19 protein-coding genes and 1 tRNA gene are annotated in these 19,348 nt (G+C 65.6%); 7 read left to right on the top strand and 13 right to left on the bottom strand.

Annotated features, from left to right (window positions below; translation table 11 throughout):
- Positions 1-17: 17 nt before the first annotated feature.
- From ACIQ3B_RS11370 to ACIQ3B_RS11355, 4 genes are all read right to left on the bottom strand, one after another.
- Positions 18-503, bottom strand: a complete 486-nt coding sequence (locus ACIQ3B_RS11370) for a hypothetical protein (protein WP_397402617.1) — start codon at positions 501-503, stop codon at positions 18-20.
- A complete protein-coding gene (locus tag ACIQ3B_RS11365; RefSeq protein WP_397402615.1) occupies positions 503-2,047 on the bottom strand; it encodes a sulfatase-like hydrolase/transferase in 1,545 nt (514 codons plus the stop codon). Before ACIQ3B_RS11365 ends, ACIQ3B_RS11370 begins: the two co-directional genes overlap by 1 nt.
- 100 nt (positions 2,048-2,147) lie before the next feature.
- A complete protein-coding gene (locus tag ACIQ3B_RS11360; RefSeq protein ID WP_397402613.1) occupies positions 2,148-3,200 on the bottom strand; it encodes a hypothetical protein in 1,053 nt (350 codons plus the stop codon).
- 37 nt (positions 3,201-3,237) lie between these two features.
- Positions 3,238-3,888, bottom strand: coding sequence for a 2-hydroxychromene-2-carboxylate isomerase (locus ACIQ3B_RS11355; RefSeq protein ID WP_397402611.1), 651 nt, complete (start codon positions 3,886-3,888; stop codon positions 3,238-3,240).
- A gap of 103 nt (positions 3,889-3,991) precedes the next feature.
- Here ACIQ3B_RS11355 and ACIQ3B_RS11350 point away from each other — a divergent pair, with 103 nt between their 5' ends.
- Positions 3,992-5,008, top strand: coding sequence for an MBL fold metallo-hydrolase (locus ACIQ3B_RS11350; protein WP_397402609.1), 1,017 nt, complete (start codon positions 3,992-3,994; stop codon positions 5,006-5,008).
- Positions 5,009-5,102: 94 nt separating this feature from the next.
- A complete protein-coding gene (locus ACIQ3B_RS11345; protein WP_397402607.1) occupies positions 5,103-5,750 on the top strand; it encodes an EF-hand domain-containing protein in 648 nt (215 codons plus the stop codon).
- A gap of 2 nt (positions 5,751-5,752) precedes the next feature.
- Here ACIQ3B_RS11345 and ACIQ3B_RS11340 read toward each other — a convergent pair whose 3' ends face one another.
- Entirely contained in the window at positions 5,753-6,862 is a 1,110-nt protein-coding gene (locus ACIQ3B_RS11340; protein ID WP_397402605.1) for an S-(hydroxymethyl)glutathione dehydrogenase/class III alcohol dehydrogenase, read from the bottom strand.
- Between the two features lie 74 nt (positions 6,863-6,936).
- Between ACIQ3B_RS11340 and ACIQ3B_RS11335 the strand changes: the two genes are divergently transcribed.
- Positions 6,937-9,408, top strand: a complete 2,472-nt coding sequence (locus ACIQ3B_RS11335; protein WP_397402603.1) for a glycoside hydrolase family 3 protein — start codon at positions 6,937-6,939, stop codon at positions 9,406-9,408.
- 40 nt (positions 9,409-9,448) lie between these two features.
- Here the strand turns inward: ACIQ3B_RS11335 and ACIQ3B_RS11330 are convergent, their stop codons facing one another.
- From ACIQ3B_RS11330 to ACIQ3B_RS11320, 3 genes are all read right to left on the bottom strand, one after another.
- Positions 9,449-9,754: a c-type cytochrome gene (locus tag ACIQ3B_RS11330; protein WP_397402601.1), complete on the bottom strand. Its 306-nt coding sequence runs from the start codon at positions 9,752-9,754 to the stop codon at positions 9,449-9,451.
- A gap of 128 nt (positions 9,755-9,882) precedes the next feature.
- Entirely contained in the window at positions 9,883-11,931 is a 2,049-nt protein-coding gene (locus ACIQ3B_RS11325) for a hypothetical protein (protein ID WP_397402599.1), read from the bottom strand.
- Positions 11,932-12,085: 154 nt separating this feature from the next.
- Positions 12,086-12,161: transfer RNA gene (locus ACIQ3B_RS11320), tRNA-Ile, on the bottom strand.
- 104 nt (positions 12,162-12,265) lie between these two features.
- Between ACIQ3B_RS11320 and ACIQ3B_RS11315 the strand changes: the two genes are divergently transcribed.
- On the top strand, positions 12,266-13,006 hold the full coding sequence (locus ACIQ3B_RS11315; protein ID WP_397402597.1) for an SIMPL domain-containing protein: 741 nt from the start codon (positions 12,266-12,268) through the stop codon (positions 13,004-13,006).
- Between the two features lie 3 nt (positions 13,007-13,009).
- On the opposite strand, the gene ACIQ3B_RS11310 is transcribed toward ACIQ3B_RS11315, so the two are convergent.
- The 3 genes from ACIQ3B_RS11310 to ACIQ3B_RS11300 form a co-directional block, all read right to left on the bottom strand.
- Positions 13,010-14,041, bottom strand: coding sequence for an alpha/beta fold hydrolase (locus ACIQ3B_RS11310; RefSeq protein WP_397402595.1), 1,032 nt, complete (start codon positions 14,039-14,041; stop codon positions 13,010-13,012).
- A gap of 28 nt (positions 14,042-14,069) precedes the next feature.
- Entirely contained in the window at positions 14,070-14,540 is a 471-nt protein-coding gene (locus tag ACIQ3B_RS11305; protein WP_397402593.1) for a hypothetical protein, read from the bottom strand.
- A 76-nt stretch (positions 14,541-14,616) separates the two neighbouring features.
- Positions 14,617-15,486: an alpha/beta hydrolase gene (locus ACIQ3B_RS11300; RefSeq protein ID WP_397402591.1), complete on the bottom strand. Its 870-nt coding sequence runs from the start codon at positions 15,484-15,486 to the stop codon at positions 14,617-14,619.
- Positions 15,487-15,645: 159 nt separating this feature from the next.
- Between ACIQ3B_RS11300 and ACIQ3B_RS11295 the strand changes: the two genes are divergently transcribed.
- Together ACIQ3B_RS11295 and ACIQ3B_RS11290 are read left to right on the top strand one after the other, a co-directional pair.
- Positions 15,646-16,884, top strand: a complete 1,239-nt coding sequence (locus ACIQ3B_RS11295; protein ID WP_397402589.1) for a serine hydrolase domain-containing protein — start codon at positions 15,646-15,648, stop codon at positions 16,882-16,884.
- A 66-nt stretch (positions 16,885-16,950) separates the two neighbouring features.
- A complete protein-coding gene (locus ACIQ3B_RS11290) occupies positions 16,951-17,172 on the top strand; it encodes a flagellar basal body rod C-terminal domain-containing protein (RefSeq protein ID WP_397402587.1) in 222 nt (73 codons plus the stop codon).
- A gap of 71 nt (positions 17,173-17,243) precedes the next feature.
- On the opposite strand, the gene ACIQ3B_RS11285 is transcribed toward ACIQ3B_RS11290, so the two are convergent.
- Both ACIQ3B_RS11285 and ACIQ3B_RS11280 read right to left on the bottom strand, forming a co-directional pair.
- Positions 17,244-17,696, bottom strand: a complete 453-nt coding sequence (locus tag ACIQ3B_RS11285; protein WP_397402585.1) for a DUF6152 family protein — start codon at positions 17,694-17,696, stop codon at positions 17,244-17,246.
- A gap of 68 nt (positions 17,697-17,764) precedes the next feature.
- On the bottom strand, positions 17,765-18,622 hold the full coding sequence (locus tag ACIQ3B_RS11280) for a hypothetical protein (RefSeq protein WP_397402583.1): 858 nt from the start codon (positions 18,620-18,622) through the stop codon (positions 17,765-17,767).
- Between the two features lie 132 nt (positions 18,623-18,754).
- Here ACIQ3B_RS11280 and ACIQ3B_RS11275 point away from each other — a divergent pair.
- Positions 18,755-19,348 (top strand): TIGR02466 family protein (locus ACIQ3B_RS11275; RefSeq protein WP_397402581.1); only part of this gene is annotated, 594 nt, incomplete at its 3' end.

Here is a 19,348-nt window from a genome sequence, read left to right as displayed (position 1 = left end):
CTCTTCCTCAACCCGCTCTACGGCGCGAAGCTGGAGCGGCCCTGGATGCCCCATCGGCCGTCGAGGCGGGTGACGATGTAGATGGAGTCAAAGCCACCCAGCACGCTGCCGTCCTTGCGATAGCGGATGAAGCGGGTGTCGATGTGCACCTTGTCGGCTCCGGCGTGGATCACATCGCGGCGGTCCCACGCCGAGCGATGCCAATCGGCCAGCGACCCGCTCTCGAACATCCCGGGCTTGTGGTAACCCGGATTGATGATCGTCACCGTGTTGGATGCGAAGCGAACATGCGGGAAGTTGAACGTAGCTTCATAGGCGGCGAGATCGCGGGCGTTGAACGCCAGGAGAAAGGCGTCCAGGCGGTCCTGCGCTGCCGCTATCTCGGCGGCAAAGCGGGCATGCTGTGGCTTCACCGGCGGCGGTTTCACCGATTGCCCCAGCGCAGGCGTGGCGGCCGCCAGCATTGCGCCGGCGCCGATCAGGGTGTCACGACGGCGGATCATCAGGGATAGGCCTTCAGCGCCTGGCCTTCGTGCCGGAAGACGCCCTGCCGCATGCTGGTCCACTGGGGGGCGACATTCAGCTTATCCCAGGCTTCCAGCTTCGCCTGCAGACGCGCCACCACCTCGGGCCGCGCCGTCGCCAGATTGGTCTTTTCACCGAGATCGCTCTTGAGATCATAGAGCATGACATACTTGCCCAAAGGCGAGACCTTGGCCTCGATGCCATCCGCAACGGCGCCTGTTCCGCTGCGCGGAGGCTCGGACGGGTCAGCGCGGTTGACCACCCACATCTTCCAGTCACCATCGCGGATCGCGAAGTTGGGGCCAGAGCGCCAGTAGAGGGTGGGGTTTGGCGTCCCGGCCTTGCCGCCGGTGAGATAGGGCATCAGGTCGACCCCATCGGATCCGTTGGGCATCTTCGCGCCAGCCAGCGCCGCCGCAGTGGGCGCAATATCCAGGCTGGAGACCACGCGAGTTTCCACCTGTCCGGCCTTGATCCGTCCCGGCATGGCCATGATGAAGGGCACACGGATACCCCCCTCCAGGTGGCCGGCCTTGTAGCCGTTGAGCGGCGAGTTGGTGCAGGCGTCGCCGACATAGCCGGCGCAGCCGTTATCGGACAGGAAGACGATCAGGGTGTCCTTGTCGATTCCTTCGGCCTTCAGTTTGGCCCGCACGGCGCCGACGCTGTCGTCGAGCGACGCGACCATGGCCGCATAGACGCGCTGTCCCTTGTTCTCGATGTTCTTGTAGCGTCCGATGTACTTCGCCGTAGCCTGCAGCGGCGTATGCGGGGCAGTGTGTGCAAGGTAGAGGAAGAAGGGCTTGTCCTTGTTCTCGCCAATGAAGCGGACAGCCTCCTCGGTGAAGGCGTCGGTCAGGTAGTCCTTGACCTCAACCACCTCGCGACCGCGATAGACCGGCGCTCGCTGGCGGATCACGACCATTTCCTGCGCCTCCGACATGTCCGGAATTGCGCCGCCGCCTTCCGCCGTTCCGTAAGTCCCCCTGGAGCCCGGTGGGGTATGGAATTCATCGCCGTCCCTGGCGTTGGTGATGAACGCGCCAGCGCCGCTCAGGACTCCGAAGTACTGATCGAACCCCCGGCCAATCGGATGATAGTCACCAGACTCGCCCAGGTGCCATTTGCCGACCATTCCCGTGGAATAGCCTGCGGACTTCAGCACCTTGGGAATGAAGGTCTCGGTCAGGGCCACGCCACGGGTCCTGTCACGGCCAACCGGATTGAACTCGTAGCCGAACCGGGTCTGATAGCGGCCAGTCATGATCGCCGAGCGTGACGGCGCGCAGACGGGATGGCTGACATAGCCCTGAGTGAAACGCACGCCGTCCGCCGCCAGGGCGTCGATGTTGGGCGTCTTGATGATCTTGCTGCCATAGACCCCGGTGTCGCCGTAGCCGAGATCGTCAGCCAGGATGACGATGACGTTGGGTTGTCGTGGGGTCTTGGCCGCAACTGGCGAAGCAAATCCTGCAGCCGCCAGCGCAAGGGCGGCGGCGGCGCCCACCGTCATTGACGTCATCCAGTCTCTCCCCAACCCTGTAATTCTGCAGCTCTCTAGCCGCCTCGAAGCTTCACGCTAGGCGGATCGGGCGCGGGCGTCATCAGAAACCTGAAGTGGATCAGAAGATCAGTTCCGCAATTGCGATCCCGCCTTCACCCTTCACCGCGTAGAGCAGGTACACGCGTCCGTCTTCTTCATAGATCGCAGGGTCACGAAGCTGGTTGACCGGGGTGTTGATCGCGCTGCGATACGACGGCTCGACCGGCAGATCAGCGCCCTCCCAATCCCTCTCCGGGCGCAGCACCTCGATCGTCTCGCCGACGGTCCACGACATCCAGTCCGGCGTCAGATCGATGGTCGACATGTAGATCCGCTCGGGCGCATCGCCGACCCGGGTCCAGAACACATACAGCTGGTTTCCACGCTTGAGCAGGGCGCTGTGGCGTTGGTCCCCCGCAAAAAGTCGAGGGCCTGTTTCGAAACCCGTCAGGCCATCGAGAGAGCGGGAAAACACCCCGGGCATCGCCATGGCGTAGTGGCGCCCGGCGTGATGGAACACTCGCATATAGGACAATCCGATTGAGCCGCCGCTGGCGTGGAAGTTCAGCCCATCGGTCGATGTCGCCACCCGCGAACGCTGGACGCCGAAGGACTCCAGCCCGTGAAAATACATGATGATCCGCCGCCCGGCCTCATCCACATGGACATCCGGCGAGGCGATATGCGGCAAGGTCGCGTCGTCGAGGAGGGTGGGAATCCCGGGCGTGCCTGGCGGCGCCCGATTGGCGGCGCCCTGGGCGGCCAGCAGCGCCGCCGCATTCGGTGGCGGCGGCGGCGGCGCCGTTGGAAGACCTGACTGCGCCAGTTGCAATGACCCAGGGGCATGGACCTTCCACGGCCCTTCCAGCCGGTCGGCATAAGCCAGGCGGATGTAGTCGCCCTTATGGTCGGCGAAATAGAGGTAGTAGCGCCCGAGGCGGCCCGGCAGCCAGGCCGGCGTGCGGATCAGGGATGGCCCCTCGATGTTTGGGCCCATTCTGACGTCCATGCCCGGCGCGATGATCGGACGATGCACCAGCCGCCGGATGCCGACACGGCGGGTCGCCGCCTTCGCGCCCAAACCAAGGCCGCCGCTGGCGGCGGCAAGCGCAATTGCGGCGCGTCGGGTCATCCTGAACATCCTGTCCCTCCCGGGTCGCGCGACGAGATCAGCCCCGCCTGGTCAACCCCGCCTGTTCCATGCGCCACTTCATCTGGTCGAAGCGGTCCTGGCCAAAGAAGGCCTCCTGGCCAAACACCATCATGGGTACGCCCCAGTGGCCTGCGGCGCGCTGGGCGATCTGGTTTTCCTCGACCACGGCGCGGTGATGGTCCGGGTCGCCGTCCACGGCGGTGCTGAGTTCGGCATAGTCGAGACCGGCGCGTTCGGTGGCGCGGGCCAGATGGTCGCCCTCGTGCCAGTTATCGACCTCACCGCCCCAGATCGTGCGGCTGACCTCGGCCAGGAAAGCCAGGCCCCGGCCCCGCTCGGTCGCCGCGACGCCAAGGTGGGTCAGCCTGTGGATGTAGGGCTGCTCCATCCGGTAGCCGACGCCAGGCGCCTGCTGAACCGGGTCGGGCCGCGGCCAACGGAACGGCAACCCGAGGAAGGCGGCCTCACGGAACACATCCTGCATGAAATAGGAGAACCACAGCGGGTCGCGATTGTCGAAAAACTCGGGCGTGCGCACGGCCAGGGGATAGACCACCCGGACATTGCAATGCGCGTCGTATTCAGCGTCCAATGCCATCAGGCGCGGGGTCACCATGTAGGAATAGGGTGAGCGGAACGACCAGTAGAGATCGTAGCTGAGCGTCATTTTCGTTCCTCCAATTTGACCCTCGTCGTGGCCCTGAGAAAAGTAGTAGCATGCATCGTGTCACAATATCCGCGCGCTGTCGCGGCGACGAAAGGAAAAGGACATGTCCCCTATTCGATGGCTCGGCCGCGCGGCCCTGGCGCTTCTGACGCTGACACTCATGTCAGCCCCGGCGCAAGCCCAGGCGCCGGACACCCTGAAGGTCATTTTCTGCGGAACCTCGGGGCCGTTGCCGGTGGTCGGACGCGCCAAGCCCTGCACGGCCATTCAGGCTGGCGGCTCGATCTATCTGGTGGATATCGGGCCGGAGGCGACAGAAAACTTTCAGCTATGGCGTCTGCCGCTGGCCACCGCCAAGGCGGTGTTCATCACTCATCTGCACTCCGATCACATCGGCGACCTGGGCGAGTTCAACATGCAGAGCTGGGTCGCTGGTCGTCCGCAACCACTGGCGGTGGTGGGCCCGGACGGGGTCGACAAACTGGCGACCGGGATGAACCTCGCCTACGAGAACGACCACGAGTTTCGCAAGGCCCACCATGATCATGGAGCGTTCCGGTTCGACATCCCCGCCGGCACGCTGAAGGCAAAGGTGGTGACGATTCCCGCCGCCGCCCAGACGGCGGAGGCCTGGAAAGACGGTGACCTGACGGTTACCGCTATCCGGGTGGCGCACGAACCGATCTCGCCGGCCTATGGCTATCGTTTCGACTACAAGGGTCGCTCGGTGGTGATCAGCGGTGATACCCGACCCTGGCCGCCGCTGGCGACGGCGTCGAAGGGCGCGGACGTGATGATCCACGAGGCCCAGAACGCCGACATGACGCGACAGATGGCCGGCGGCCTGAAGATGTTGGGCAACCCGCGGATGAGCTCGCTGATGACCGACACGCTCACCTACCACACCACCCCGGTGGAGGCGGCGGACCTGGCCCGGGCCGCGGGCGTAAAGGCCCTGGTGCTCAGCCACCTAACCCAGGCGGGCCTGCCGTTCTATACGCCTGAGGCGTTCACCAAGGGCATGGACGAGGGCGGCAAGCTGGACTGGCGACTTGCCTTTGACGGCATGACCATCGACCTGCCGGTGGGGAGCGCCGAGGTCCGGTTCGGGAAATACTGAGCGCGGCGCGGCAATCCGCATCATGGTGCGCCGCTGGTCACGCTGGCGCCGTTTTCGGGCGTCAGGTTCCAGGAGCTGACCGCCAGGAGCAGACATGCGCGTGAAGACCGGAATCCTGATCGTGGCGATGGCGATGCTCTGCGTGGCTTGCGCCAGCGCAGGCGCACCGCCGCCCGGACTGGATGATGATGATCGCGACGACGGCCCGCCGGGGCCCGTCCAGCAGTTGTTCATCAGCCCGGCAGGCAAGCCGTTCCGCGCGGAACCGGGCCAGCCCTACCCGGTCTCGACCTGGTTTGCGGAAGCAGATCGCGATGGCGATGGTCGCCTCACGCGCGATGAGTTCAGAGCCGACGCCTCAGCCTGGTTCAAGGCGCTCGATGTCGATGGTGATGGCCGCATCGACATGCCGGAGGCCACCCGCTGGGAGGACGTGCTGGTTCCCGAGACCACCCGGTCAGGCGCAGGTCGCGCCTTGACCCAGCGCGGACGCCGGTTCCAGCCGCTGGGCCGAAACGAGCTGGACACCTACAGCCAGGGCACGGCGCCCTACAGCCTGATCAACGAGCCCCACCCGATCCGGGGGGCGGATGCCGATCTGTCCTACAGCGTGAGCGCAGACGAATTCCGCGCCGCAGCTGAACGGCGCTTCGCCGTGCTGGACGTGGATGGCGATGGCGTGATCCGTCTAATCGACCTGAAGCCGACCGCCGCGCAGGGCCGGAGCGCCCGGCCCCGCTGACCTCAGTAGACCACCACCGTGCGGATGCTCTCGCCGGAATGCATCAGGTCGAAGGCTTCATTGATCCGGTCGAGCGGCAGCTTGTGGGTGATCATCGGGTCGATCTCGATCTTGCCGTCCATGTACCAGTCGATGATCTTCGGCGTATCGGTGCGTCCGCGCGCTCCTCCAAAGGCCGTGCCCTTCCAGACCCGGCCGGTGACCAGCTGGAACGGCCGGGTGGCGATCTCCTTGCCGGCCTCGGCCACGCCGATGATGATGCTCTCGCCCCAGCCGCGGTGACAGGCCTCCAGCGCCTGGCGCATGACGGTGGTGTTGCCGGTGGCGTCGAAGGTGTAGTCCGCGCCGCCGTCGGTGAGGGCCACGAGATGGGCGACGAGATCACCGTCGATCGCCCCCGGATTGACAAAGTGGGTCATGCCGAAGCGACGGCCCCAGGCCTCGCGGTCGGGGTTGATGTCGACGCCGACGATCATCGCCGCGCCCACCATCCGCAGCCCCTGGATCACGTTCAGGCCGATGCCGCCCAGGCCGAAGACCACGGCATTGGCGCCGGGCTCGACCCCCGCCGTATTGACCACCGCGCCCACGCCGGTCGTGACACCGCAGCCGGCGTAACAGGCTGTTTCGAAGGGGGCGTCCTTGCGGATACTGGCCAGGGCGATCTCGGGCAGGACCGTGTAATTCGAGAAGGTCGAGCAGCCCATGTAGTGGTGGACCGTCTGTCCCTTCCAGGAAAAGCGGCTGGTGCCATCTGGCATCAGGCCCTTGCCTTGCGTGGCGCGGATGGCGGTGCAGAGGTTGGTCTTGCGGCTCAGGCAGCTTTTGCACTGGCGGCACTCGGGCGTGTAGAGCGGGATCACATGGTCGCCCACTGCCACCGAGGTCACCCCCGGCCCGACCTCGACCACCACGCCAGCGCCCTCATGACCCAGGATCGAGGGGAAGATGCCTTCGGAATCCAGCCCGTCGAGGGTGTAGGCGTCAGTATGACAGACGCCGGTAGCCTTGATTTCCACCAGTACTTCGCCGGCGCGCGGCCCCTCCAGGTCTAGTTCGATGATCTCCAGGGGCCGCTTGGCCTCGAAAGCCACCGCTGCGCGCGTCTTCATTTTTCTGTCCTTCGATTCCCCGGGGCCGCCGGATACCATTCCGTAAGCCATGCGCGCGCGCAACGGGAGGCCTCATGACCACCACCTATCCTGACCCTTCCGCGTCGCTGGATGACCGGGTCGCCGGGCTGATGGCGCAGTTGACGCTGGAAGAAAAGGTCCAGCTGATGGCGGGGGTCAGCTCCTTTGCTCTGCACGGGATCGAACGCCTGGGCATTCCCTCGCTCCGGATGTCGGACGGCCCCACCGGCGTGCGTTCGATCAAGGGCGAGGCAGCGACGGTCTTCCCGGTGGGCGTAGCGGTCGCGGCGACCTGGAACACCGAAACGGCAAGCGGTGTCGCCGCTGCGATCGGCCGCGAGGCCCATGCGCTGGGCGAGCACGTGGTGCTGGCGCCGACGGTCAACATGATGCGAATCCCCACCTGGGGTCGAAACTTCGAGACCTATGCGGAAGACCCCTATCTGGCGGGGGTGATGGGGGTGGCGTTTGTCCGGGGGCTGCAGGGGGAAGGGATTGGCGCGTCGCTGAAACACTACGCGGCCAACAATCAGGAGCTGGAGCGGTTCAACGTCGATGCGCGGGTCGATGCGCGGACCCTGCGCGAGATCTATCTGGCCGCATTCGAGCGGATCGTCGTAGAGGCCGATCCCTGGACTGTGATGGCCTCCTACAACAACCTGAACGGAACCCTTGCGTCGGAACACCGGCATTTGCTGACCACGATTCTCAAGGAAGAGTGGGGCTACGAGGGCGCGATCGTGTCCGACTGGACAGCCGTTCGCTCAACGGCGCCTGCCGCCAACGCCGGCATGGATCTGGAGATGCCCGGCCCGGCCAAATGGTTCGGCGACAAGCTGCTGGCGGCGGTTCGGGCCGGCGAGGTCAGCCCGGCCCAGATCGAGGACAATGCGCGCCGCGTGGTGCGGCTGATCGTCCGGTGCGGCCTGATGGACGATGCCCCGCGCCCGGTCGGTGAACTGCGCACGACCCGACACAAGGCCATCGCTTTCGAAGCGGCCTGCGAGGCCATGACCCTGCTGAAGAATGACGGCGAGCTTTTGCCGCTCCGCAGCGACGTCGAGTCCGTAGCCCTGATCGGGCCGAACGCCGCCCGGGTGCTATTGCAGGGGGGCGGTAGTTCGCAGGTCACCACCGACAGCCTGCGCACCATGGCCGAGGGCCTGCGGGATCGCCTCGGGCCGGGGGTGACCGTGCTGGAAGCCTTGGGCGTCGACAACGATCCCTTCCCGCCGCCCGCAGACCGGCGCCAGTTCAGCCCCGACCCCGAACGCTCCGGCGAGGGCCTCGCCTCAACCTTTTTCGAAACTGCGGACCTGTCCGGCGAGCCCAACCGCACCGGGCTCGAGCGACACCTGATGCGTTGGGTGAGTGCGGCTATCGCCTCGGCGAGACGGACGGCCTACGCGTCGTTCCGCTGGAGCGGCTGGTACTGGCCGGAGAAGACCGGCGTGTTCGAGTTTGGCCTGCGCGCCACAGGCCAGGCCACGCTCCGCCTTGACGGCAATGCCCTGATTTCACCGGATGATCCCGCGAAACCGGACCGCTTCGACGTGATGGGCAGCCTCGTACCCAGACGGCTGGGCAGCGCCGGTCTGGTGGCGGGCCACGGCTATCGCATCGAACTCGACTACACACCGGCCAGCGCCGAGAACGACTATCTGGCGCTGGGCGTCCGCACCCCGGCCGAGCCCATGACCCGCGCCATCGAGGCCGCCACCCAGGCCGACGCGGTGATCCTGGTGCTTGGGTCCGCCGCTGTAACAGAGGCTGAAGGCTATGACCGGGCCGATATGGACCTGCCCGGCGAGCAGAACGCCCTGGCCCGCGCCGTGCTGGCCGCAAACCCCAATACCGTCGTGGTCCTGAACACCGGCTCGCCCTTCGCCCTGCCCTGGATCGACCAGGCCGCGGCGGTGTTGCAGATGTGGTTGCCCGGGGAGACCGGTCCGGACGCGCTCGCCGCCGTGCTGTTCGGCGACCGGGCGCCCGGCGGCCGGCTGCCCGTCACCTTCCCGGAGACGTTCGGCGATCACCCGGCGCACAGACCCAATGCCGACCCTCTGATCTGCGACTACATGGAAGGCTTGGCGATCGGCTACCGCTTCTATGATGCCGCCCCGGTGCGCCCGCTGTTCCCGTTCGGCCACGGCCTGACATACACGAGCTTCGAGATCAGCGACCTGCGCATGGCCGACACGGTGCGGGCGGGCGAGCCTGTGTCTCTTGGAGTGACGGTGTCAAACACGGGCGCGCGTCCCGGAGCCGAGGTGGTTCAGGTCTATGTCGCGCAATTGGACCCGCGCCTGCCCCGCCCGCCGAAAGAGTTGAAGGCCTTCGCCAAGGTCCGGCTTGATCCCGGCGAAACCCGTCAGGTCAAGCTGATGCTCGAGCCTCGCGCGTTTGCGCCCTATGACCCGGAGACCGGGACCTGGCCCATCGACGCCGGCGACTATGAGGTGCTGGTAGGCCGTTCGGCGGGCAACATACAGGTGAAGGCCACGGTGCGCCTGGAAGCGTGTTGAGGCCCCATCAACGCCGGAAAATTCCCCTTGCGCAGGGAACCTAAGGCATCCGGGTGGCAGGCGTTGGGGCCGTGGTGGCCGGCGCCAACGTATCCACGCTGCTGATATAGCTGGCGACAGGCTGTATCTCGGCAGCGCTCAAGCCGTCCGCCATGAGCTTCATCAAGCCATCAGTCAGGGACTTCACGATCTCTGTCTGCGGACGCTGGGCCAGGTCAGCGCGGCTGGGCGCGCGATCCGCCGCCGGCTCATGGCAGTCCTTGCAGCGGGCCTCGAAAACGGCCTGACCGGGGGTCTGGGCTTCGGCGGCAGTCCCGAAAGACAGCGCCACGGCCAATGTGGCCACCAATCCCAGGCCTCTGCAATCTAGCCGAACCAACTACGCTCTCCCTTGTGTTGAAACGGCCTGAAAGCGGAACTGGTGGATCTCCTCCCCCATTGGGGGAGGATGACGAAACACGTGCGCCGAACCCGCTACTGCGCCGCCGCCGGCGTGCCGGTCGCCACCGGTGGCGGGGCCGCTGGGTTATTGTTCGGACGCTGGCGACGCGGCATCAGTTTCTGCGCCGCAGTGAACTCCTTGTTGTCGATGCCGCCATCCTTGTCGGTGTCGATCATGGCGAAATACTTCTTGAGCATGTCGCCCATCTGGCCGCGCAATTCCGGCGGGGTGAGCTTGCCGTCGATGTTGTCGTCCATGACGCCTAGGATCAGGTTGGCCTGCAGCATCTTGTCATACTCGGGACGCTGGTCGGCGACCGTCTCGTCCACCCAGCGGTAGTGGAAATAGGTGGCCAGCATCTCTTCCGAGGACTGCTCACCCCAGGTCACCAGCTTCTTCGGATCCGGATTGGCCGGATTGCGGGTGGAGTTGTCGTAGGTCCAGCGGGTGATCACCTTCGAGCCGGCCGGAGCCAGCAGCGGCTCCTTCAGGAAGTACTCGTACTGCCAGCTGAAGTCGTAGCGGGGCAGCGCAAGCAACATCTCCTCACGGCCGTCCGGATAGCGGATCGAGACGCTGGCCGAGCCGCCGCGATGGTGAGCGTGTGGCGTCAGACCATAGAGGATCGCGTCCCTGGGCAGTTCGACGGAGGCGACCTCCGGGTGGAACTGTTCGCCGGGCGGGATGGCGATGGTGAAGTCGAAGATGCCGAAGGTGCGCAGCACATACTTCGGCTCCTGGCCCTTAGGATAGAAATAGACACCCATCTGGGTCTTCTCGACCGTCTCGCGGCCATAGGGCGTATAGTGGTTCTGGAACGCGATGCCACCGCTGGGCGGGACCCACACGCCGGTGTTTTCAGGCTGCAGGTTTGAGCCGCGTCCAGGACCATAGCCGCCCAGTGAGGCGCCCCATTCGGCCTCCGACGCGGTCCGGCCCTCGGTGGCCTCGCCCTCGACCACGCCGGTCAGGATGTGGTGCACCACCTGGCGGTCGGTCACACGGAAGGTTGTGGCCTTCATCCAGCGGCCCTCGGTCATGACGTTCTTCACGACGGGGCGCTGATACTCCATCACGCCTGACGCGGGGATCTTCGCCGCCGGGATCTCAACGATCACGTCCGGCTTACCCAGAGGCCATTCCGGGGCCTGGAACTTGATCTTCGCCAGCGGATCCTCGCCTTCGCCGCGCGGCGCGCCGGCCTCGACCCAATGGACCAGGGTCTTGATCTGGTCGGGGCTCAGCCGGTCATCGTCCAGGAAATGGCCCACCGTCTGGTCAGCCATGTAGGGTGGCATCCGGTTGGTGCGCAGCACCTCGCGGATCATCGGCGAGAAGCCTTTGATCTGCTCATAGTTGTTCAGCGGCATAGGTCCGATGCCCCCGGGCTGGTGGCAACCGGTGCACTTGGCCTGAATGATGGGGGCAATGGTCCTGGCGTAGGAAATCTTCGCAAAGCTTGCAGCCTTCGCGCGCTCCGGGAACGCGATCACGGCGCCGCGCGGCGCATTGGCGCCCATGGAGACCTTGCGGCCCGCCACCAGTCCCTCGATCGCCTGCTTCGCCCAGGCCTCGCCGCCCTTGCCCGCGACCGCGCCGCGGTAGGCCACCGTCCAGGTGCGCGGATCGATCACGATCACCTCGGCGGCACGGGTCACGCCCAGGCTCTCGCCAATGATCTGCTGGTAGTCGAAAAGAATAGGCATATCGATGCCGACAGCCTTGGCGTCAGCGATCACCGTGGGGCGGGTCTCACCGATCTTCGAGGCCAGCATCATGAACTCGACCCCCGGGGCCGAATGGGCCGCTTTCAGGTCCATATAGGCCCTGGCCTCGGCACGGATCGCCTTGTCGCCGCTGGCGTAGGTGATGATCACCACGGCCCTGGCGTCGCCCAGCCGGTAGAGCTGACGGCCCAGGTAGTTCTGATCCGGCAGGCGGAAGTCATCAACCATCTGCGGCGCGGCGGACGGCGCAACGGCGAGCGCAGGGCTCTGTGTTGCTGTCGCCAGGGCCAGAGCCCCCAATACGGCCGAAAGCGCGCCAAAGATGACGCCGACCCGATTGATCGCAAACCCCATCCGTCCATCTCCCCCGGGCCGACGCGGATCACCGCCCGCGATTGCAGCGCACCGGCATCCTACCGCGCTTCCGCGACAACTGACAGCATACCGTATTTCGCAATTCTGAACCGGGACGGCACGCTATGCAACGGACTGGTCCGCGAACAGCTGCTGGTGGGCCCGGCAGGACTCGAACCTGCAACCAGACCGTTATGAGCGGCCGGCTCTAACCATTGAGCTACAGGCCCCTGCAGCGCGGGGACGGCGTTAGCATGGGCTGGACGCCGCTTAAAGCTTGCGTTCATGTGGGAATTGCGAGGGTCTGGCGTCCGACCCTGGACTGGAGATGTCGATGAAGACCCTGATGCAAGCCGCCGCCCTTGGCCTGGCTATGACCACGACTATTGCGATGTCGGCGGCGATAGCCCAGCCGGCGCCCCCGGCGACCGAGACGATGTTCAAGGCCACCACCTTCAACCTGACGGCCACGGGTGAAACCCGTCTCGCGCCCAACATGGCCAGTATCAGCCTGGGCGTCATGACGGAGGGCAAGACGGCCGCCGAGGCGCTAACCGCCAATGCGACACGAATGAGCGCTGTTATGGCGACTCTGAAAAGGGCCGGGTTCGCCGAGAAGGACATCCAGACCTCGAACCTGAGCGTCAATCCGCAGTACCGGTACGTGGAAAACCAGGCGCCGGTTCTGATCGGCTATCAGGTGTCGAACCAGGTGACGGTTGTCGTGCGCGACCTCAAGAAACTGGGCGCAGCCGTCGACGCCACCGTAAATGCCGGAGCCAATCAGGTAAACGGAATCAGCTTCGGCCTATCGGACCCTTCAACCGCCGAGAACGTTGCGCGGGAGGCTGCGGTGCGGGCGCTGACGGCAAAGGCCGACCTCTACGCCCGGGCCACCGGCTATCGGATTCTGCGTCTCGTCACGCTCAGCGAAGGCGGTGGCTATTCGCCCCAGCCGCCGATGCCAATGGTGGCCATGGCGATGCGCAGTGAAGCCAAGGATGCGTCGCCCGTGTCGGCGGGCGAACTCAGCGTCCGCGTCGACATCACGGCTGTCTACGAGTTGACGCGGTAAGCATCAGGTCACCGGCCACAGATCGGGCAGCCGCGCCGCCAGCCACCTGGCGAGCGCGGCGTTGACCTCGGCGGGCTTTTCCTGGGCCATCCAGTGGCCGGACGCCACGGTGGCTTCGGTGAGGTCCGCGCAGTGGGCGCGCATCGGATCGGCCAGGCGGCTGTCCAGCGTGGCGCATACATGGTCATAGGCCGCGTGAATGAAGAGGGCCGGCATGGGCAGGTGCGCGCGGGCGGCGGCCCCGGCGGCATAGGCCATGTTGGCCGGGCCGTTCATGTACCAGCTGTCTGGGCCGAAGAAGCCGTTGCGGGTCAGGCCCTCGACGTAGCGGTTCTCGTCCTCGAAGGTGAGCACACTGTCGTCGCGCGGCAGGTCCGGCGCCGGGGCGCCGGGCCCGAACCAGCCGCCTCTGGCGCGTGTGTAGGCCGTGGCCGCAGGCTGACCCTGACCGTCGGGCGATCCCGAGCGGAACAGCAACTTCACCGTGGCGCGGACATCGGCCTCGAAGCCCGCGCAGGCGGCAGCGAAGTTCTCCCGGTAGAACAGCATGTAGTCCCACTGCGCCGCCGGGAAAGCCGACTCCGGATAGATCGTGCGGTCAGCCAGTGGAAGGATGGTCTCCGGTGCGAAACCATCCGGGATATAGGGCACGCAAAGCGCCGCCACCCCGTGGCATCGCTCCGGATGCTGCTGGGCCAGCGACCAGACCACTGGCGCGCCCCAGTCGTGACCGACCCAGATCGCCTTGTCGGCGCCCAGGCTGTCGAGCAGTTCGATCATGTCGGCGACGATGTGTTCCTGGGCATAGTCTTCGTGGCGGTTATAAACGCTGGACCGGCCATAGCCGCGCATGTCCGGTGCGATGGCGCGAAAACCCAGACCCCCAAACACCGGCAACTGATGACGCCACGAAATCGAAAGCTCCGGCCAACCGTGGACGAAGATGATCGGCGTTCCCGCCTCGGGGCCGCTTGCGAGGTAGAAGGTCGCATGGCGCGCGCTCTTGGTCACGCGCTCTTCGACAGAGTGGCTCATGGGACCTCCCGGGTCGACGGCATCATGTTCAGGGCTGTGAGCTGACCTTCGCACGGCGGAAAGCCCCGGCCAGGCGGTCAGCCATCATCCGGCCGGGGAAGGCGCGCTCGCCCTCCATCATGGCCGCATAGACGAGATCCGTGCCGGCGATGGGGCCGGACGCCCAGCCCACCCCGCGCCCCGGCGCCACGGCGCTGTCGCAGCTCAGGGTGCGGGGCTGGCGGTCCCGGGCCGTGGCTTCCAGAAGCTTGCCGACCTTGGTGGCTCCCGGTCCATCGCAGTCAGGAAGTTCGCGGTCGCAGGCGGTGGCGGTGTTGTAGCGATAGAGCACCCGGCTCGACCCGACCCCTGCAATCAAAACGCAGGTTGTCGGATCGCCGATCGCCCTTGAAACGGCGGCGTCCAGGTCCTCGCGGTTCACCCCGGGTGGCGCGTCCGGCGCGCAGGCGGCAAGGGCCATGAGACTGGCGGTGAGCAGTACGGTGACCGACGCGCGCATGGGAGCAGACCTTCACGGGTTCACCTGTTGTCCTAGCGCATTTTGGCGAACTTGTCGTCGCCAGGCGTAAGTCGCCTCAGTCGGCATGTTCGCGAAGGAAGGCCGCCATTTCGTTCAGCACCGGCGCGCCACTTCGCAGCGGTCTCGATATAGCCAGGATGATCTCAACGTGATCGACGCCGGCGTAGTGGCGTTCCTCGACAACTGCACCGGCATCCCGATAGAGCTGGGCCAGGGCTTTTGTGTTCTTGGGCCACACCGTCTTGTCCCTGTCGCCGGTGGCCAGGAAGGCCGGCGGGCTGGTGCGGGTCACGTAGTTCAGCGGCTGTGTGCCGGTGAGATCGGCAGCCTGTCCAAAGGTGTTTCGAGTGGTCCTGTCGTTCAGCGGCAGGAAGTCATAAGGCCCTGCAAGCCCGGCCACGGCCTTCACCGACGTCGGGTCGACGCCGGCCGCCCTCAGGTATCGCGCATCCAGACCCAGCATCACGGCATTGTAGGCGCCCGCCGAATGACCCAGCAGGACGATACGCTTCGGGTCACCACCCAGCCTTGCGGCGTTGTCCACCGCCCACCGGACCGCTTGCGCGCCGTCGTTCAGGAAGTCGGGATATCTGACCTCCGGATAGACCCGATAATCGGCCACAACGGTCACAAACCCGCGCGAGGCCATGGCGCGCCCGACCCAGTTATAATCCTGGCGACGACCCGACTCCCACGATCCTCCGTAGAAGAATACGGCGATTGGCGCAGCGCCCCGCGCGGCGCGGGGGACGTAGACATCGACCGTTTGCCGGGGATTTGCGCCATAGGCCTCGCCACGCGATACGCGCGTCGCCGGATCCTTGGGTGACAGGGTGGCGAAGAGGCCAAGCGGCGTACAGGCCGTCGTCAGCGCGGCGGCGGCGGCGACAAGCGTCAGTCGCAAGGGGATACGCGGATCAGTCATGAAGCCTCGTTACGGTCAAGTCGACGACCGGACAATGACAATCGGACCCAATAACTACGAAGCGCGGGACGCCTGAGACGCAAGGCGCCCTTGCGGACACTTGACGCCGACCCGCCTGCCCGGCGCTATGGGCGTCATCAGACCCGAAGGAGAGGTTCAATGGACGCAGCTCAGCCGAAAGAATTCAACGCGGCGGCCCTGGCGCAGGTCGCGCCCGCGCTTCAGGGAATCATCGATCAGGGTGCGCTCTCCGGGGCCGTGACCCTGGTCTGGCGCAAGGGGGAGGTTGTCCAGACCCATGCGCTGGGTCATCGCGACATCGAAGGCGGTCAGCCCATGACCCGCGACACCCTGTTCCGCATTGCCTCCATGACCAAGCCGGTGACCTCCGTCGCCGTGATGATGCTGGTCGAGGAAGGCAAGCTGAAGCTGGACGACCCGGTCAGCCGTTGGCTGCCGGAATTGGCGAACATGCAGGTGCTGAAGGATCCGACGGGACCGGTGGACGCCACGGTCCCGGCTGCACGCGACATCACGGTCGAGGACTTGCTGACCCACCGCTCGGGCCTCGCCTATGGCTTCACCTCGATGGGCCCGATCGCCTATGCGCACGAAGAGAAGCTGGGCAACGCGCTGGCCAACCCGCACTCGCCTGACGCCTGGCTGAAGGCGCTGGGCGAACTGCCGCTCACCTACCAGCCCGGCGAGCGCTTCCACTACAGCCACGCCACCGATGTACTGGGCTTCCTGGTGGCGCGGATCGAGGGTAAATCCATTGGCGAGGTGCTGCAGGCGCGGATCTTCGGGCCGCTCGGCATGGCCGACACCTCGTTCTGGGTTCCGCCGGAAAAACGCGAGCGGATGGCCAAGCTTTATCAGGCGCCGCCGGAAGGCCCGTTGAAGGACGTCTCCTTTCCGCACACACCGACCCCGTCTGCCTTCGAAGGCGGCGGCGGCGGGCTGGTCTCGACCGCAGACGACTATCTGCAATTCGCCCGGATGATGCTGGGCCGGGGCGAGGTTGACGGCGTGCGGCTGGTGAAGCCCGAGACCCTCGAGCTGATGGCCGCCAACCGGCTGACCGACGAACAGCGCGGCCATGGTTTCATGGGCATGCCATTCTGGCTGAGTCAGGGGTTCGGCCTGGGCCTGTCGATGATCCTGGACGCGGAGAAGCACCAGTGGATGGGGGCCGGCGCCGAGGGCGCCTACGGCTGGCCAGGCGCCTTTGGCACCTGGTGGCAGGCCGACCCCGCCAACGAGATGATCCTGATCTTCCTGATCCAGGACTCCATGCCACTGGGACCCGAGGCCGTCACCGCCATGCAAGGCCAGCGCCCCACCGGGCGTATCGGCGGACCGATGTTCCAGAAGATCGTCTACACCGCCCTCGGGTAGCCGCCGCCAGCTGTTCACCATGTCTTTGCGCACCGCCTTAACCAGCTGGTGCGCAAGGTTCGGCCTATGGACCCGATCGCCACCGCTCGCTACGGCCTGATGGCTGCCTCAAACCGCTTTGAGACAGCGGCGACCCGCATCGTCAGTGCGCCGACTGACCCCGGGGTCGACCTCGCGAGTGAGTTCGTCGAGGTGATCCAGGCGAAGCATACCTTTTCCGCGAACCTCTCGGTGATCCGCTATGCTCAGGACATGTGGGACTCCCTGCTGGCCATCCAGTCGCGCTGAACGGGTCACAGGCTGAAACGAAAAAGGGGAGCCTCGCGGCTCCCCTTTCCGTAACGATTGTCTGGATCGGACTATTTCTTCTCGGTGGGATCTGCGCCATCTGTCGGCGCGCCGGTTCCTGACGACCCCATGAACAGCTTCTTGCCATCCGGGAAGGTTACGTCGCGACCATTGGCCTTGCAGGCCGGCCTGCAGAGCTTGTCCTTGGACTGATAGCCCCGGACGATGATTTCCGTTCCGGGCTTCAGCGAGTTGCGGTCAATTCCCGAGCGAAGAAGGGTATTGGGCGTGCCGCCCTCAACCATCCAGGCCGTGGTCGCGCCGCCGGGGCCGACGGCGGCAATGTGCACCCAGGCGTGCGGATTGATCCACTCCACGCGAGTTACCTTGCCGCGCAGCAACACCGGAGACTTGCCATCAAACTCGGCGGCAAATGCGTGGTGAGCCAGGGCCGCGCCACCGGCGGCAGCTACGGCGAGCGCGGCGCCAATGGCTCCAGCGACTATCAGGTTCTTTGTATTCATCTTACGCCTCCAACGCGGGATGCAGATCAGGTTCCTTGAATCCCCGGACGTCGGGGACGGGATTTAGGCTACTGCAGCGGCACCTTGCGCAGGTCACCGTACATCAGTTCTTCGACAAACTCGACGCACTTGAACTGGTTCAGACGCGCGTCCTCCCCCACCCGCTTGTAGAGATTGAAGCTCATCTTCCAGGGCCGGGTAAAGGTGTTGGGGTCAGTGATGGTCGCTTCATAACGCACCAGACCGGGGCCGGTCGGTGTCCAGCGCTCCACCACAGTCATCTGGTCCGAGTGGTGATTGCCGGCGCGATCAAACCAGGTGCGATCATTCATGCCGCTGACCGTGACAACGAGTGTGTCGCCGTCCCATTTGGCGACCGACTGGCCCATCCAGCTGTCGACCGGGGCCGGGCCGGGATCCGTGAACAGCACATTGCGCACGGCGCCGGCATATTCGTAGGCGATGATCATCGACTTCTCAGACTGGAAGATCTGGAAAGGCAGATGCATGTAGTTGGCGCGCGGCACGCCCGGCAGATAGCACTTCACTTCCGGGTCGAGGTTCAGATAGTCGGCGCGATTGGCGTCGCGGATAACCTTGGCCTCAGGCGTGTAGGGGATCTCGCCGCCTTCGACGATGCCGAGACCAGCCGGAACGGCGCCTACAGCGCCCAGCGCTACGACCGCCTTGGCCGGCACTGGCACAAACGGACCGGGGCGCAGTTGCAGGGCGGCGCGCGCAGCATGCGGCTCGATGTCCCAACCGGCGGTATTCATTGCCTGCCAGACGCCGTTCAGGTCGGGATGCTTGCCATCGGGGCCTCGGGGCGCCTTGTAAGCCGCCGCCGCCTTGGGCTTGGGCTGCGCCATCGCAGGGCCTGACGCAAGGAGGCCGACTACAGCCAGCGCCGCGACGATCCTGATCATAATCTCGTTCCCCCGTTGGTGTTGGTCTGGATTCGACCGCACCTGTTTGGACCCAACCTAAACAACGTTCCCGCATCGCGCCAGACGGCTCGTCATTTTGCGAAACGACCCGGCTGGTTTAAGCCGCCACCCATGACATTGCGACCGCTCTTCGCCACGCCGATCTATTCGGCCACCCTTAGTACAGACCGAAGCTTCGAAAATTTCAACGCCGAGATTTTGCAGGCCTGCGAGGGACTGGCCGATGAGGATACGGCCGGGCGACGTTGGTGCCGCGAACACGGATATGGTGGCTATACCTCATACGCCTCGCTGGATGACCTGCCCCGGCGAATGAGCGTGTTCGGTGATCTCAAGACCCGGCTGGATCGTCATGCGCGCGCGTTCTCCGACGCGCTGGACTTCGATCTGGGCGCCGGCAAGCTGCGACTCGACGGCCTTTGGGTGAACATCCTCAAACCCGGCGCCGCCCACTCGGGCCATGTCCACCCGCACAGCGTGATTTCCGGGACCTACTATGTGGCCACGCCGCCGGGCGCCAGCGCCCTGAAGCTGGAGGATCCGAGGCTGCCGCTGATGATGGCCGCCCCGCCCAGGCGGGCCGATGCGCCGGAGTCCGCGCGGAGTTTCGTCTACCTCCAGCCGGAGGCGGGCACCGTGTATCTTTGGGAAAGCTGGCTGCGCCACGAGGTGCCGGCCAATCGCGCAAAGACGCCCCGGGTCAGC

This window comes from Phenylobacterium sp., from assembly GCF_044358365.1.
Lineage (GTDB): Bacteria > Pseudomonadota > Alphaproteobacteria > Caulobacterales > Caulobacteraceae > Phenylobacterium.
Note: the sequence above shows the minus strand (reverse complement) of the source record. Positions and strands in the feature narration are given on the sequence as shown.

What these genes read in the sequence shown, in the direction of transcription:
- ACIQ3B_RS11370 (WP_397402617.1), bottom strand. Translation starts at nt 503, where the DNA reads ATGATCCGCCGTCGTGACACCCTGATCGGCGCCGGCGCAATGCTGGCG.
- ACIQ3B_RS11365 (WP_397402615.1), bottom strand. Translation starts at nt 2,047, where the DNA reads ATGACGTCAATGACGGTGGGCGCCGCCGCCGCCCTTGCGCTGGCGGCT.
- ACIQ3B_RS11360 (WP_397402613.1), bottom strand. Translation starts at nt 3,200, where the DNA reads ATGACCCGACGCGCCGCAATTGCGCTTGCCGCCGCCAGCGGCGGCCTT.
- ACIQ3B_RS11355 (WP_397402611.1), bottom strand. Translation starts at nt 3,888, where the DNA reads ATGACGCTCAGCTACGATCTCTACTGGTCGTTCCGCTCACCCTATTCC.
- ACIQ3B_RS11350 (WP_397402609.1), top strand. Translation starts at nt 3,992, where the DNA reads ATGTCCCCTATTCGATGGCTCGGCCGCGCGGCCCTGGCGCTTCTGACG.
- ACIQ3B_RS11345 (WP_397402607.1), top strand. Translation starts at nt 5,103, where the DNA reads ATGCGCGTGAAGACCGGAATCCTGATCGTGGCGATGGCGATGCTCTGC.
- ACIQ3B_RS11340 (WP_397402605.1), bottom strand. Translation starts at nt 6,862, where the DNA reads ATGAAGACGCGCGCAGCGGTGGCTTTCGAGGCCAAGCGGCCCCTGGAG.
- ACIQ3B_RS11335 (WP_397402603.1), top strand. Translation starts at nt 6,937, where the DNA reads ATGACCACCACCTATCCTGACCCTTCCGCGTCGCTGGATGACCGGGTC.
- ACIQ3B_RS11325 (WP_397402599.1), bottom strand. Translation starts at nt 11,931, where the DNA reads ATGGGGTTTGCGATCAATCGGGTCGGCGTCATCTTTGGCGCGCTTTCG.
- ACIQ3B_RS11315 (WP_397402597.1), top strand. Translation starts at nt 12,266, where the DNA reads ATGAAGACCCTGATGCAAGCCGCCGCCCTTGGCCTGGCTATGACCACG.
- ACIQ3B_RS11310 (WP_397402595.1), bottom strand. Translation starts at nt 14,041, where the DNA reads ATGAGCCACTCTGTCGAAGAGCGCGTGACCAAGAGCGCGCGCCATGCG.
- ACIQ3B_RS11305 (WP_397402593.1), bottom strand. Translation starts at nt 14,540, where the DNA reads ATGCGCGCGTCGGTCACCGTACTGCTCACCGCCAGTCTCATGGCCCTT.
- ACIQ3B_RS11300 (WP_397402591.1), bottom strand. Translation starts at nt 15,486, where the DNA reads ATGACTGATCCGCGTATCCCCTTGCGACTGACGCTTGTCGCCGCCGCC.
- ACIQ3B_RS11295 (WP_397402589.1), top strand. Translation starts at nt 15,646, where the DNA reads ATGGACGCAGCTCAGCCGAAAGAATTCAACGCGGCGGCCCTGGCGCAG.
- ACIQ3B_RS11290 (WP_397402587.1), top strand. Translation starts at nt 16,951, where the DNA reads ATGGACCCGATCGCCACCGCTCGCTACGGCCTGATGGCTGCCTCAAAC.
- ACIQ3B_RS11285 (WP_397402585.1), bottom strand. Translation starts at nt 17,696, where the DNA reads ATGAATACAAAGAACCTGATAGTCGCTGGAGCCATTGGCGCCGCGCTC.
- ACIQ3B_RS11280 (WP_397402583.1), bottom strand. Translation starts at nt 18,622, where the DNA reads ATGATCAGGATCGTCGCGGCGCTGGCTGTAGTCGGCCTCCTTGCGTCA.